This window comes from Glycomyces niveus (assembly GCF_017592475.1).
Lineage (GTDB): Bacteria > Actinomycetota > Actinomycetes > Mycobacteriales > Micromonosporaceae > Glycomyces > Glycomyces niveus.
Map to the genome: position 1 here is coordinate 593328 of NZ_JAGFNP010000001.1, position 13647 is coordinate 606974.

Annotated in this window: 14 protein-coding genes and 1 tRNA gene; 11 read left to right on the forward strand and 4 right to left on the reverse strand. The window is 68.0% G+C overall.

The window, feature by feature from the left end:
- Positions 1–112 precede the first annotated feature (112 nt).
- The 10 genes from ald to J5V16_RS24865 all read left to right on the forward strand — a co-directional run bounded on the left by ald (position 113) and on the right by J5V16_RS24865 (position 7985).
- Complete coding sequence (gene ald / locus J5V16_RS02750; protein WP_208494443.1) at positions 113–1234, forward strand: alanine dehydrogenase; 1122 nt, start codon at positions 113–115, stop codon at positions 1232–1234.
- 225 nt (positions 1235–1459) lie between these two features.
- Entirely contained in the window at positions 1460–2332 is an 873-nt protein-coding gene (locus J5V16_RS02755; protein WP_408612362.1) for a ParA family protein, read from the forward strand.
- Positions 2333–2437: 105 nt separating this feature from the next.
- Positions 2438–3310 carry a segregation and condensation protein A gene (locus tag J5V16_RS02760; protein ID WP_208494445.1) on the forward strand — a complete coding sequence of 291 codons (873 nt, stop codon included), beginning with the start codon at positions 2438–2440 and terminating at the stop codon, positions 3308–3310.
- Complete coding sequence (scpB, locus tag J5V16_RS02765; RefSeq protein ID WP_208494446.1) at positions 3307–4065, forward strand: SMC-Scp complex subunit ScpB; 759 nt, start codon at positions 3307–3309, stop codon at positions 4063–4065. Before J5V16_RS02760 ends, scpB begins: the two co-directional genes overlap by 4 nt.
- Complete coding sequence (locus tag J5V16_RS02770) at positions 4052–4789, forward strand: pseudouridine synthase (protein WP_208494447.1); 738 nt, start codon at positions 4052–4054, stop codon at positions 4787–4789. The genes scpB and J5V16_RS02770 overlap by 14 nt, the downstream gene beginning before the upstream one ends.
- Positions 4790–4833: 44 nt before the next feature.
- Positions 4834–5208, forward strand: a complete 375-nt coding sequence (locus J5V16_RS02775; protein ID WP_208494448.1) for a YccF domain-containing protein — start codon at positions 4834–4836, stop codon at positions 5206–5208.
- Positions 5209–5303: 95 nt separating this feature from the next.
- The gene (cmk, locus tag J5V16_RS02780; RefSeq protein WP_208494449.1) at positions 5304–5981 is read left to right on the forward strand and encodes a (d)CMP kinase; all 678 of its coding nucleotides are present in this window, start codon (positions 5304–5306) and stop codon (positions 5979–5981) included.
- On the forward strand, positions 5974–7365 hold the full coding sequence (der, locus tag J5V16_RS02785; RefSeq protein ID WP_208494450.1) for a ribosome biogenesis GTPase Der: 1392 nt from the start codon (positions 5974–5976) through the stop codon (positions 7363–7365). Before cmk ends, der begins: the two co-directional genes overlap by 8 nt.
- Positions 7366–7450: 85 nt before the next feature.
- Positions 7451–7524, forward strand: a tRNA-Pro gene (locus J5V16_RS02790).
- Between the two features lie 266 nt (positions 7525–7790).
- Complete coding sequence (locus tag J5V16_RS24865; protein ID WP_208494451.1) at positions 7791–7985, forward strand: tyrosine-type recombinase/integrase; 195 nt, start codon at positions 7791–7793, stop codon at positions 7983–7985.
- A gap of 27 nt (positions 7986–8012) precedes the next feature.
- On the opposite strand, the gene J5V16_RS02800 is transcribed toward J5V16_RS24865, so the two are convergent.
- On the reverse strand, positions 8013–8462 hold the full coding sequence (locus tag J5V16_RS02800) for a hypothetical protein (RefSeq protein WP_208494452.1): 450 nt from the start codon (positions 8460–8462) through the stop codon (positions 8013–8015).
- A 31-nt stretch (positions 8463–8493) separates the two neighbouring features.
- Here J5V16_RS02800 and J5V16_RS24870 point away from each other — a divergent pair, with 31 nt between their 5' ends.
- Complete coding sequence (locus tag J5V16_RS24870; protein WP_208494453.1) at positions 8494–9009, forward strand: tyrosine-type recombinase/integrase; 516 nt, start codon at positions 8494–8496, stop codon at positions 9007–9009.
- Positions 9010–9321: 312 nt separating this feature from the next.
- On the opposite strand, the gene J5V16_RS02810 is transcribed toward J5V16_RS24870, so the two are convergent.
- The 3 genes from J5V16_RS02810 to J5V16_RS02820 all read right to left on the reverse strand — a co-directional run bounded on the left by J5V16_RS02810 (position 9322) and on the right by J5V16_RS02820 (position 13540).
- Positions 9322–10914, reverse strand: coding sequence for a cellulase family glycosylhydrolase (locus J5V16_RS02810; protein WP_208494454.1), 1593 nt, complete (start codon positions 10912–10914; stop codon positions 9322–9324).
- Between the two features lie 83 nt (positions 10915–10997).
- Entirely contained in the window at positions 10998–12257 is a 1260-nt protein-coding gene (locus tag J5V16_RS02815) for a family 16 glycosylhydrolase (RefSeq protein ID WP_208494455.1), read from the reverse strand.
- A gap of 209 nt (positions 12258–12466) precedes the next feature.
- Entirely contained in the window at positions 12467–13540 is a 1074-nt protein-coding gene (locus tag J5V16_RS02820; protein ID WP_208494456.1) for a LacI family DNA-binding transcriptional regulator, read from the reverse strand.
- Positions 13541–13647: the final 107 nt, after the last annotated feature.

The window sequence follows — 13647 nt, forward strand, 5'->3', positions numbered from 1 at the left end:
GAACCGCTGACCCACAAGGAATGCGCGCTCCAGGACGTCTGGCGTCCTAGACTGCCCGTGCGGGATGCCGACCGGCCCCGAACTGGCACAACGCTTCGGAAGGAACCCGCACGTGAAAGTCGCCGTCCCCCGCGAGATCAAGAACAACGAGTACCGCGTCGCCCTCACCCCCGCCGGGGTCCACGAGCTCGTCGCCGCCGGACACGACGTCTACATCGAGACCGGGGCCGGCCTCGGCTCCGCCATCACCGACGCCGACTACCGCCACGCCGGGGCGCTCATCTACCCCGACGCCGAATCCACCTGGGACGCAGGCGACCTCGTCCTCAAGGTCAAAGAGCCGATCCAGGACGAGTTCCACCGGATGCGGCCCGGCCAGACCCTCTTCACCTACCTGCACCTCGCCGCCAGCGCCGAGTGCACCGACGCGCTCCTCGAAGCCCACATCACCGGCATCGCCTACGAGACCGTGCAGACCGCCGACGGGCGGCTGCCGCTCCTGGCGCCCATGAGCGAGGTCGCCGGGCGGCTCGCCGTCCAGGCCGGCGCGTACCACCTGCAGCGCCCCGAAGGCGGCCGCGGCACCCTCATGGGCGGCGTCCCCGGGACCGCGCCCGCGCGCGTGGTCATCATCGGCGCGGGCGTCTCGGGCATGAACGCCGCCGCGATCGCCGTGGGCATGCGCGCCGACGTGGAGCTGCTCGACCTCAACATCGAGAAGCTCCACGCCGCCGACGACCTCTACCAGGGCCGCCTGCGCACCATCGTCTCCAACCGCTTCGAGGTCAAGCGCGCCTGCGCCGAAGCCGACCTCGTCATCGGCGCGGTGCTCGTGCCGGGCGCCAAGGCCCCCACCGTGGTCGACGACGAAGTGCTCGCCGACATGAAGGACGGCGCGGTCCTCGTCGACATCGCCATCGACCAGGGCGGCTGCTTCGCGCACTCCAAGGCCACGACGCACGACGACCCCACGTTCACCCACGCGGGCAAGCTCTTCTACTGCGTCGCGAACATGCCGGGGGCCGTGCCGAACACGTCCACGTACGCGCTGACGAACGCCACGCTCCCGTACGTCATGAAGCTCGCCAACCTCGGCTGGGCCGCGGCGCTCAAGGCCGACCCGGCCCTCGCGCGCGGCCTCAACACCTATGCGGGGCAGGTCGTCAACGAGCCGGTGGCGATCACGCACCACCTGCCGCTGAAGCCGATCGCGCAGGTGCTCGCCGAGAACTGACGTCCATTCAGGTCCTGGGCCGCGCCCCGTGCAGCGGGCGAACTCACGCCGGGTGCCTCGGAGTCTCCCAAGCCGTCGACAGCCTCGATACACTGACGTACAGTCGCTAAGACAGGCAATGGTGAGACGCCCGGCACCCGGTGTCGACCTCGCACCCGGAGGCGCGAAGAAATGAGCAGTGTGGACAGCAACGACAAATGGGCGGCCCTGCGCGGTGCCGCGCAGATGCCTCCCGCTGACGGAACCGAGGACCTGTCCTCGCCCGACCCCGAGGCCTACACGAACAAGCGCGAGATCCCGCAGCCCCAGCCGCTGGAGCGCCACGGACCGGCCCGCGTCATCGCCATGGCCAACCAGAAGGGCGGGGTCGGCAAGACCACCACGACGATCAACCTCGGTGCAGCCCTTGCCGAGTACGGCCGCAAGGTGCTCCTGGTCGACTTCGACCCGCAGGGCGCGCTCTCGGTCGGCTTCGGCACCAACCCCCACACCCTCGACCTGACCGTCTACAACCTCCTCATGCAGGACGACGTCGACATCGACGACGTCATGGTCAAGACGAACGTCGCCGGACTGCGGCTGCTCCCCGCGAACATCGACCTCTCGGCCGCCGAGATCCAGCTCGTCAACGAGGTCGCCCGCGAGCAGACGCTCGCCCGCGTGCTGCGCCCGGTCATCCCCGACTTCGACTACATCCTCATCGACTGCCAGCCCTCCTTGGGGCTCTTGACGATCAACGCGCTCACCGCCGCGCACTCGGTGCTCGTCCCGCTCGAGTGCGAGTTCTTCTCGCTGCGCGGCGTGGCGCTGCTGCTCGACACCGTCGACAAGGTCCGGGAGCGGCTCAACTACGACCTCGAGCTCGACGGCATCCTCGCGACCATGTACGACTCGCGCACCACGCACTCCCGCCAGGTGCTCCAGCGGGTCGTCGAAGCCTTCGGCGACAAGGTGTTCTCCACCGTCATCACCCGCACGGTGCGATTCCCCGAGACCACCGTCGCCGGCGAGCCCATCACCACCTGGGCGCCGGCGTCCTCCGGCGCGCGCGCCTACCGCCAGCTCGCCCGGGAACTGATCGCCGCCACCGACAAATGAGCGCCGCCGACTGAGCACCGACGGACGGGAACCCGATCGCTTTCCGGCGCTTGAAACCCCGAGTTCACCCCGTCGTGTCCGAGACGTCCGTCTAAGCTTGCGTGCGTGACCGACCAGCAGCCGCCCCAACTCCCGACCCAGCGGGAGGGCGAACCGGAGGAGGCCGAGAGCGGCTTCCACGTCCGGCTCGCCAACTTCGAGGGCCCGTTCGACCTGCTGCTCCAGCTCATCGGCAAGCACAAGCTCGACGTCACCGAACTCGCCCTCCACCAGGTCGCCTCCGAGTTCATCGCCTACGTGACCGGCCTCGACGACGCCTGGAACCTCGAGGAGACCTCCGAGTTCCTGCTCATCGCCGCGACCCTCCTCGACCTCAAGACGGCCCGCCTCCTGCCCGGCACCGTCGTCGACGACGAGGAGGACCTGGCCCTCCTCGAAGCCCGCGACCTCCTCTTCGCCCGCCTCCTGCAGTACAAGGCCTACAAGGAGGCCGCCGGGGCGCTCGCGATGTTCGTCGAGTCCGCCGCCACCCGCGTCCCCCGCAACGTCGGCCTCGAAGAGCGGTACAAAGGCCTGCTCCCCGAACTCGTCCTCGACCTCACCCCCGAGGCGCTGGCCGCCCTGGCGGGCCAGGCGATGAAGCCCAAGCCGCCGCCAACCGTCGGCACCGGCCACATCCACATGCAGCGCGTATCGGTGCGTGAGCACGCCGTCATCCTCTCCCGCCGCCTCCAGCGCGTCCAGACCGCCACCTTCCGGGCCCTGACCTCGGACTGCGAGACCCACCTCGAGGTCGTCGCCCGGTTCCTGGCGCTGCTGGAGCTGTACCGGGAGGCCCTGGTCGGGTTCGAGCAGATGCAGGCGCTCGGCGAGCTGACCGTGCGCTGGCTCGGCGGCACCGGCAACACCGAGATCGAAGTCGACGAATACGCAGGGAGCCCTGCGGAACCGGAAGCGGGGGAGGAAGCGAGTACATGACCGAGCACGTGGGGGATTCCCTCGAACGGGACCTGGCGACCTGGAAGATGCCCGGCGCGCGCCAGGAGGCCGCGCCGCTGCGCCCCGACACGCCCGCCGACGAACCGCCCGGCGAGGGAGACGAGTACTCGAACGCGCTCGCCGCCGTTCCCGCCCAAGCGGAACCGGACGACGAACCCGAGGTCACGGCCACCAGCCCCGTCCCCGACGACGTCGACCTCGGCGCGGTCCTCGAGGCGATCCTCATGATCGCCGAAGAGCCCCTGAGCGAGGAGTTCCTCTCCTCGGTATTGGAGCGGCCACGTTCACAGGTGCGCGAGCAGCTGGGCCGACTCAGCGCCGAATACACTGGCGACGGGCGCGGATTCGATCTGCGTCGCCAAGCCGGCGGCTGGCGCTTCTACACCCGGGCCGACTACGCCCGCTACGTGGAGCGGTTCGTGACCGACGGCGCCTCCGCCCGCCTCACCAAGGCGGCCCTGGAGACGCTCGCCGTGGTCGCCTACCGCCAGCCGGTCACCCGCGGCCGCATCTCGGCCATCCGGGGGGTCAACTGCGACGGGGTCATGCGGACCCTGCTCGCGCGCGGCCTGGTCGAGGAGTGCGGGACGGACCCGGACGGATCGGCGACGCTCTACCGCACCACCACCCTGTTCTTGGAGAAGATCGGACTGGACACGGTCGACCAGCTGCCTGAGCTGGCCCCGTTCCTGCCGGACGACGTGACGGATATCGAGGAAGATGAACAACGCTGACGAAGAGGGCATCCGCCTGCAGAAAGTGCTGTCGCAGGCCGGGATCGCCTCCCGCCGGGCCGCCGAGGACCTGATCTCCCGCGGCAAGGTGAAGGTCAACGGCGAACCCGCCCGCCTCGGCCAGCGCGTCGACCCCGAGAAGGACGTCATCCACGTCTCGGGCAAGCGGGTCGTGACCGACGTCGACAAGGTGTACTTCGCGATCAACAAACCGCGCGGCATCGTCTCGACCATGGAGGACGACGAGGGCCGCCCCTCGCTCGCCGAGTTCACCAAGGGCATCGACCAGCGGGTCTTCCACGTCGGCCGCCTCGACACCGACTCCGAGGGCCTGATGCTGCTCACCAACGACGGGGAGCTCGCCAACCGCATCATGCACCCCTCGCACGGCCTGCCGAAGGTCTACCGGGCGCAGGTCGCGGGGATCATGGACCGCGCCACCTGGAACCGGCTCCTCAAGGGCGTCGAGCTCGAAGACGGCATGGCGAAGGCCGACAAGCTCAAGATCATCGACGAGCACGCCGGGCAGTCGTTGATCGAGATCACGATCCACGAGGGCCGCAAGCACATTGTGAGGCGGCTCATGGACGAGGTCGGGCACCACGTCTCGCGCCTCGTGCGCACCGAGATGGGCCCCGTCCAGCTGCGGAACCTCAAGCCGGGGACGCTGCGGCGGCTCTCCCCCAACGAGATCGGGGAGCTGTTCCGCGAGGTCGGACTCTAGCTGGCTGTACTGACGCAAGGGCAAGACCCGGTTAATGTTCGGGCATGTCAACCATTCTGAACGTGATCTGGTTCGTGCTGGCCGGGCTGTGGCTCGCGATCGGCTACTTCCTGACGGGCCTGCTCTTCTGCGTCTTCATCGTGACCATCCCGTTCGGCATCGCGAACATGCGCCTGGCCGGGTACGTGCTGTGGCCGTTCGGGCGCACCGTCGTCTACGACCAGTCGGCGGGCTGCTTCTCGCTGCTGGGCAACATCCTGTGGCTGATCCTCTTCGGCTGGGAGCTGGCGCTGGCGCACCTCGTCACCGGGTTCCTGCAGGCGATCACCATCATCGGCATCCCGCTGGCGGTGGCGAACTGGAAGATGATCCCGATGGCGCTGTGGCCGATGGGCGCGCGGGTGGTGGAGCGCCGCTAGCCCCCGCGAACAGTGAGGTCATTCCACACCTCACCAGGTAGAACCGGGCATGATGTAGGTTTGCTTGGTTTGCAGTTGAAGAACGGAGCGCGACAGTGCCTGAGCAGAAGAGCGGACCGGTCGTCGCGATCGACGGCCCGTCCGGGGCCGGGAAGTCGACCGTGGCCAAGACCTTGGCGACCGCGATCGACGCCGCGTACCTCGACACCGGCGCCATGTACCGCGCCGCGACCCTGGCGGTCCTCAACGCCGGCGTCGACCCCTCGCAGACCGCGCAGGTCACCAAGACCGTGAAGAACGCGAAGCTCGAGTTCGGCACCACCCCCGACGACCCGTTCACCCGCGTCGACGGGGAGGACGCCGACCTGGCGATCCGCGGGGACGACGTGACGAAGGCGGTCTCGGCGGTGGCCGGGAACAAGTCGGTGCGGAAGTTCCTCATCGACGAGCAGCGGCGCATCATCGCCGACGCCAAGGGGGGCATCGTGGTCGAGGGCCGCGACATCGTCTCGGTGGTCGCCCCCGACGCGGACGTCAAGGTGTACCTGACGGCCGACCCGGTGGAGCGCGCGAAGCGCCGCGCCGCGGAGAACGGCGCCGACGCGGACGCGACGGCGAAGGACATCGAGCGGCGGGACACCGCCGACTCGAAGACCACCCGACCCCTGGAGGCTCCGGAGGGGGCCGTGGTGATCGACTCCACGACGCTGCCGATCGTGGAGGTAGTGGCCAAGATTCTGGCCTTGCTGAGCAACAGGGACATTGATGACTGACGAAGCGACCTGGACCGACGACGACGGTTGGAGCGAGAGCGACGACGTCGACGAGCGCGGTCCGGTCCCGACGGTGGCCGTGGTCGGCCGCCCCAACGTGGGCAAGTCGACCTTGGTCAACCGCATCCTGGGCCGCCGCGCCGCGGTGGTGCAGGACGAGCCGGGCGTGACCCGCGACCGCGTGGCGTACGACGCCGAGTGGGCCGGGCGCGAGTTCAGCCTGGTCGACACCGGCGGCTGGGACCCGGACGCCGAGGGCATGGCGAGGTCCATCGCCCTCCAGGCCGAGCTGGCGATGCGCACCGCGGACGTGATCGTGTTCGTGGTCGACTCGCGCGTGGGCCCAACGGACGCCGACGAGGCGGCCGTGCGCATCCTGCGCTCGACCCGCAAGCCGGTGATCCTCGTGGCCAACAAGGCCGACTCGGAGCGCCAGGAGGCCGAGGTCCACGAGCTGTGGAGCCTGGGCCTGGGCGAGCCATTCCCGATCTCGGCCCTGCACGGCCGCAACTCGGGCGACCTGCTCGACAAGATCATCTGGGCGTTCCCCGAGGAGCCCACCGGGCAGCTCAAGGAGCGCGGCCCCCGCAAGGTGGCCCTCGTCGGCCGCCCGAACGTCGGCAAGTCGAGCCTCCTCAACCGCATCGCGGGCGAGGACCGCGCGGTCGTCGACAACGTCGCCGGCACCACGGTCGACCCGGTCGACTCCGTCGTGGAGATCGACGGCGAGGACTGGATCCTCGTCGACACCGCGGGCCTGCGCAAGCGCGTCAAGTTCGCCTCCGGCACCGAGTACTACGCGTCCCTGCGCACCGAGGCCGCCGTCGAGGCCGCCGAGGTCGCGCTGGTCCTCCTGGACGCCTCGGAGCCGATCAGCGAGCAGGACCAGCGGGTCCTGACGCAGGTCACCGAGTCCGGCCGCGCCATGGTCCTCGCCTTCAACAAGTGGGACCTCGTCGACGACGACCGCCGCTACTACCTCGAGAAAGAGATCGACCGCGAGCTCGGCCAGGTCTCCTGGGCGCCCCGCGTCAACGTCTCCGCGATGACCGGCCGCGCCGTCGAGAAGATCGCCCGCGCCCTCCGCGAAGCCCTCGAAGGCTGGGGCCAGCGCATCAGCACCGGCGAGCTCAACAAGTGGATCAGCGACCTCCAGGCCGCCACACCACACCCTGTCCGCGCGAACAAGGCCCCCAAGGTCATCTACGCGACCCAGGCCGCCGCCGAACCGCCGCGCTTCATCCTCTTCACGAACGCGCCGTTCGACAAGCAGTACCTGAAGTTCATCACCCGCAAGCTCCGCGAGGATTTCGGCTTCGTCGGCACGCCCATCGAACTGGTGGTCAAACCCCGCGAATCCCGCAAGAAGGACAAACGCAAATAGCCGGGCTCACACAGGGGGCCTCGCCTCAGAGGTCCCCGAGCCCATGAGCTAAAGTTGTCACCGCCGCAGACAACGCGGCAAAAAACGGGCTGTGGCGCAGCTTGGTAGCGCACTTGACTGGGGGTCAAGGGGTCGCAGGTTCAAGTCCTGTCAGCCCGACCGGCGAAATCGCAGGTCAAACCCGGTTCTCCTATTGCAGGGGGACCGGGTTTTCCGTGTCCTGTTGCAGTTTTTGTTGCTCAGACGGATCGGTACGATCCAGCATGAAGTCATATGGGCTATCACGGAATGACGGCAGCATTCGTACCTGAAGTTCACTCGAAACGGTGATGAGTCAAGGGGCCGCAGGTTCAAGCCCGGTGATGACCTGACCGAACACAAGCCCGACCACGCCAGCAAACCGCAAGCTGGCTGCGCGGGCCCCCGTGAACGGCGGCGCTGTCGCGGCCTCGGACGGGGGCATCCGATTCGGAGAGTACGCCGAGCGGTACTGGCTGCCGAACCACCGCATCGAAGCGTCTACACGCGAGGGCTACACCTGTGCCCTCCGCGCCCACATCATGCCGTTCTTCGGCCACTGCCCGCTGGCCTACATCGTGCCGACCGCGATCAAGCAGTGACAGACCACGCTGAAGCACCTCGGACTCTCAGCGGCGAACCGCCGGCTCACCGCCGCCGTCGACGACGAGCTCATCGCTTCCAACCCCTGCCACCGGGTCAAGACTGATCCCGTCCCCTCCCGGTCGGTCCGCCTGATCACCCCGGCCGAACTCGACGCGTTCCTCGAGGCCCTCCCCGCAGGGACGCCGCGCCTGCTCGTCGAATGCGCGATCGAGACCGGCATACGCTGGGGCGAGCTGACCGAACTGCGCGTGGGGGACTTCGACCGCGCCACCGGTGTGTTCACTCTCGCCCGCGCCGTCGTCTGCCTCACCGCACGCAACCAACCGGACGGCCAGCCCTTCCACGTGGAGGCCCACCCCAAAGGCCGGGAGCTGCGGCACGTCAGAGTCGACAAGGCCTTCGCCGGAAAGATCGCCGCCCACATCGAGTCCCGCCGCCTCGGGGACGAAGACCTGCTGTTCCCTTTCGAGCACTTGGACCCGCCCGCGAAGACGCCGGTGCTCGGTGCAGCACCGGGCACCTTCGGCTATACCCGGCCCGGACGCCAAGGGCCGCATCCACGCCCACGGCACCCTCACCGCCTACACCGACGGCAAATGCCGGTGCCAGCACTGCCGGGCCGCGATGAGCGAATACCGGTCCCGGCGCCGCCGCACCGGTCAGGACCGGCCCCGTCCGCGCCGCAAAGTCAACACCGACGGCCACATTCCCAAGCGCTGGTTCACCGATCACTGCAACAAACCCGTCCTCAAACGGGCCAGCCTGCCCTCTGACACCCGCATGCACGGCCTCCGCCACGCCTACTCGTCCTGGCTCCTCGCCGGAGGCGCCGACCTCGCCACCGTCAAAGCGCACCTCGGCCACGCCTCCATCACCACCACCGAACGCTACCTCCACACCCTCGACAACGCCGACGAGACCGCCCTCACCGCCCTTGCCAAGACCCGTAGCAAAGGAGCCGAGTCCCCAGATCGCCGAACTGCAGGCAATGCTCAGGAAGCTCACAAACGGCGACGCTGACGCGGATGCCGAAAGTAGGAAGACGGTGAGTCCTCTTGACCCAAGAGCAACCGCTTTGGGAGCGGGGGTTCGCACATTAGCGCCGCCGTATTGGTGATCGTTTGTTCCCTAGCCGGAGCGGTAGCGGTCGGGAGCCCGCGATGGCATCGGCGCTCATCAACTACTTAGGGCATACGCCGATGAGGAGCGCACCCGGCTGATGACTGCACTCCTCGTCCAGGGTGACCTTCGTGGGGTGCCGGAAGGGCCTCTGGATCAGTTCAACATCGAATCAGAGGCCCGTTTTCACCGACTCCAGCTTCTGGAGGTCTGTCAGAGGGTCCAGCGTTGGTTGCTGCCGCCGTTGCAGGTCCAGAGGATGATCGGGGTGCCGTTGGCGGTGGCGGCCCCGTTGGCGTCCAGGCAGAGGCCGTTGTGGGCGTTCGTGATCGTGCCGTTGGAGTTGACGTTCCAGCGCTGGTTCGCGCCGCCGGTGCAGTCCCAGATCGCGGCCTTGGTGCCGTTCGCCGTGCCCCAGCCCGACGCCTCCAGGCACTTGCCGCTCACCCTCAGTTCACCGGCGGACGTGCGGGTGAACTGCTGGTTGGACCGCTGATTGCAGTCCCACAGCTGCGCCTGAGTACCGTTCGCCGTCGAGGCGTTAGGGATGTCCAGACAGCGGTTCGACGCCGCGCCCACGATCGGGGTCGACCCGGACGGTTGCGCATCGAGCCCGCTCATGATGGCGTTGACGATGCCCTGCTGGGTCACCGCGTTCGAGGACCGGTTGAACAGCCCGAACCCGTACTGGCCGTTGACACCATTGTCCCAGTAGATGGTTGCGGCCCCGTATTTCTTGGCCGTCGCGACCATGGTGCGTGCGAAGTCCTGGCGGTACCGGTTGTTCGCCGAGTCGTGCGAGGTCTTGTCGATCGAGCCGTACTCGCCGACGACGACCGGGTAACCGCGCGAGACGAACGCGTCGTAGGTCTTCTTCATCTGCGAGTCCATGTAGTCCTCCTGGCCCCAGGTGGACGTCTTGGAAGCGTTGGTGGCGTTCGGCCCCCACTGGGTGATGGTGCCGTTCTCCTCGCCGGCGAAGTCCCACGGAGCGTAGTAGTGGACGGAGATCATGATCCGTCGCTCACCGCTGGGAATGACGGAGCTGCGGTAGTTGTCGGTCGGGATCACGAAGCCGTAGTTGCCCGTGGTGTAGTCGATGTTCGTGTTCCAGCCGGGCACGAGGAGCCAGCGCGAACCGTTGTTCCCGCCGGTCTGGCGCACCGTGTCGACGAAGATCTGGTTGTAGGCGTTGATGTTCGAGTAGCAGGGCTGCGTCGGCGCGCCGTACTGCCCGTCGAAGTTCTCGTTCATCGACTCGAGGATGAGGCGCTGGTCGTAGTCGCGGAACCTCGTTGCGATCTGCTGCCACGCGCTCTTGTACTTGGCCTTGATCACGGTCTGGTTCGACGCGTCGCAGATCAGCCAGGCACTGCCGACGGTCTTGTAGCCGTCGCCGTGCATGTTGATCACGACGTGCATGCCCTGGTCGTAGGCGTAGTCGACGACCTGCTGGATCCTGTTGAGCCAGTTGGCGTTGATCGTGTAGTTCGGGCCGGACCCGATGTGGTTCAGATAGGACACCGGGATCCGGATCGTGTCGAACCCCGCCGCCTGCACGCTGTCGATCAGTGACTGCGTCACCGTCGGGTTGTTCCAGGCGGTCTCATTCGGGACGCCGTTGGTGTTGGCCTCCAGGCTGTTCCCGAGGTTCCAGCCCGCGCCCATGTCCGCGATGATCTGCGACGCGTTCCGTTGCGTCATCGTATCGGCCGATGCCGGGGACGACCAACCGGTGACCGATACGCCCACCGCCAGCATCACCGCGACCAGCGCGGCCCTGACTCTCATCTTCAGTGGACTCACTCGGAGCCCTCCTTTCTCGACTTCCCGTCTGATCGTGATGTTCGAACGTCATGTGCTGTGGTGCAGGCGTTTGCGAAGGCCGGCTACCGCCGTTCGAGTGCCCAGACTGTGTTCGCGTCCGCCGCTCCGGCGTTCCACGCGACCGAAGCGCCCGACCCGTAGAGGTAGCCGCGGCCGCTCTGCTTGTTGTCGATCCGGAATCCGCCGGAGACCGGTGCGATTGCCCAGAGCGTGTCGTCGCCCACGCGGGCGTCGCCCCAGATGACCTTGCCGTCCGGGTCGGTGTCGAGGTAGCCGCGGCCCTCCCGGACGTTGTCGATCGTCCAGTAGCCGGGCTGCTGCTCGGTGAGGGTCCACAATTGGTCGTCATAGGTGCTTCCCGGTTCCAGCGAGACCGCGCCGGCGGCGCCCGAGTCGAGATACCGGCCTGTGGCGACGTTGCGGAGCCGGTAGGTCTGGCCGCTGCGGGGGTCGGCGGCGTCCGCGGCGGGCTTGTAGGCGCGGAAGTAGTCGACGACCAGCTCCTTCGGCCGGGGGTCGTTGGGGTCGACCGTTCCGGTCCAGTCGGCGTGCTCGTAGATGCCCAGGTAGAACACCGCCGGATAGGTGAAGGACTGGTTGATGGTCCGCGTCAGGACGTTGTCGATGTAGAGCTTGAACTGGGTCGGGGTCCATTCCAGCGCGTAGATGTGCATCTCCGTGGTCATGTCGAATCCGACGCCGACCTGCTCGGTGTGGGTCGAGAGGTTCGGGTCCGACCACTTGAAGAGGTTCCAGTTGAACTTGCTCTTCCCGTGGATGCCCGCGTGCTCGACGACGTCGACCTCCCCGCGCTGCTCCCACGTGTCCTGCCGGCCGGTCAGCCAGAACGCGGTGTGGATGCCGCTCCTCGCGGAGCTCTTCGCGCGGATCTCGAAGTAGCCGTACTGCGGCGTGTACTTCATGTCGGTGGGGATCGAGTGGTCGAACGCGTTGTCCTTGTGCAGGTCCGTTCGCTGGCCGGTCTGGACGCTCGAGACCTTCATCGGGTTGCCGTTGTAGTACGTGGGCTGGTCGTCGTCGATGCGGAGCACGAGGGCGCCGTTGCGGAACCCGTATCGCGCTGCGGACCGTTCGACGGTGGTCCGGGACTCCAGGTATCTCGGGATCCAGAGGTTCGTGTCCAGGCTGCCGGTGTTGAACTCGTCGTGCCGGTCGAGGATCCAGCCTGGTTTCTCGAGCGGGTTCGGGGGCGTTTCGGCCGCGGACACGGGGGCTTCCAGGAATGCCGACAGGGCGAGGGCGCCACCGCCGGCCAACAGGCCGCGGCGGGCGAGTTTGACGCGTTCGGGATCGAAAGCCATGAGGTCTCCTTCGGGGGGATGTCCTGCATACGGAACGTGCAGACGGTGAGCGGATCGTTTCTGCCGCCGCCTCCGGGCAGGGCCGCGCAGATGCGGAGCGATCGCTGTGGAACTTCAGAATCAGAATGACAACGGTTCCAGAAACTGTCAATCTACATGTATCAATATTTAAGTCACGCTTTCATAACGCACGCATCGCTGGCGCGGTGTCAGCGGGGACGGACGGGCGTGGTGCCCCGAACGACGACCCGGGGTTCGAATTCGATCCTTCGACGGTCGCCGGAACCGGTCAGCGCCAGCTCCACCGAGGCGGCGCCCACCCGCGCCAAGGCAAGGTCCACACTGGTCAGACCCGGGGTGACGTCCTCGGCGCCCACGGCATCGTCGAACCCGGCGACGCCGATCTCGGCGCCAGGAGTGAGGCCCACGTCGCGCATCGCCGTCATCGCGCCGATGGCCATCGCGTCAGTGGCGGCGAGGATGACGTCGAGGTGCTCGGGCCGCCGCGCGATGAGGTCGGCGGCCGCGTCGTACCCGCCGTCCCGGGTCATCGGTGCGCGCGCGACGGCGCCGCGCTCGATCCGCATCCCGTGCCGCTCTGCGGCTTCGACGACGCCGTCCTCCCATCGGCGCGCGGCAGCCGAATCGCGGTCGGGCCGGATCAGGGCGGGCGAGCGGTAGCCCAGACGGAACAGTTCGTCGACGAGCGCCGACGCACCGCGCAGACGGGGGACGACCGCGGTGTCGAAGGGCAGTTCGTCGTCTCCGGCGATCACCACCCGGCCCCCCTCGTGCGTGTAGCGCGCGAGTTCATCCTCGAGGGACGACCGCGAGACGGTCGAGCCGCTGCGGGTGCCGGTCAGGATCATGGCGTGCGGCCTGAGACTGCGCATCATCCGCACGACCCGGATCTCGTCGTCGATGGCGTGGTCCGTCCCGGCGAAGGTGGCCACGAGCCCGGAGGCGCCCGCCTGCTCGATCACGCCGTGCACGATCTCGGCGTTGTAAGGGTCGCGGATGTCGGAGACGAGCACGGCCACCATCGCGGTCGCGCCTGTGGTCGTGGCTTGCGCCGACGCGTTCGGCCGGTAGCCCAGTCGACCGGCGGCGTCCAGGACGCGCGTGCGCATGTTCGACGACACGTACTGGGAGGCCGGGTCGAGCGCTCGGGAGGCCGAGGCCTTGGAGACCCCGGCGGCCTCGGCGACGTCACGGAGGGTGGCCGCCGACGGCCGGTTCGGTACGCCGGGGGACCGGTCGTCGGTGGCGGGGTCGGTGGTCACAATGACATCCTGGCACTGGGTGCATCCCAGGGTGCGCCGCCCCGTTCCTCGAGCACCTCCCGGTGTCGGTGAGCGCACACGGGGTCGTGTCCGACATTGGAGGATGA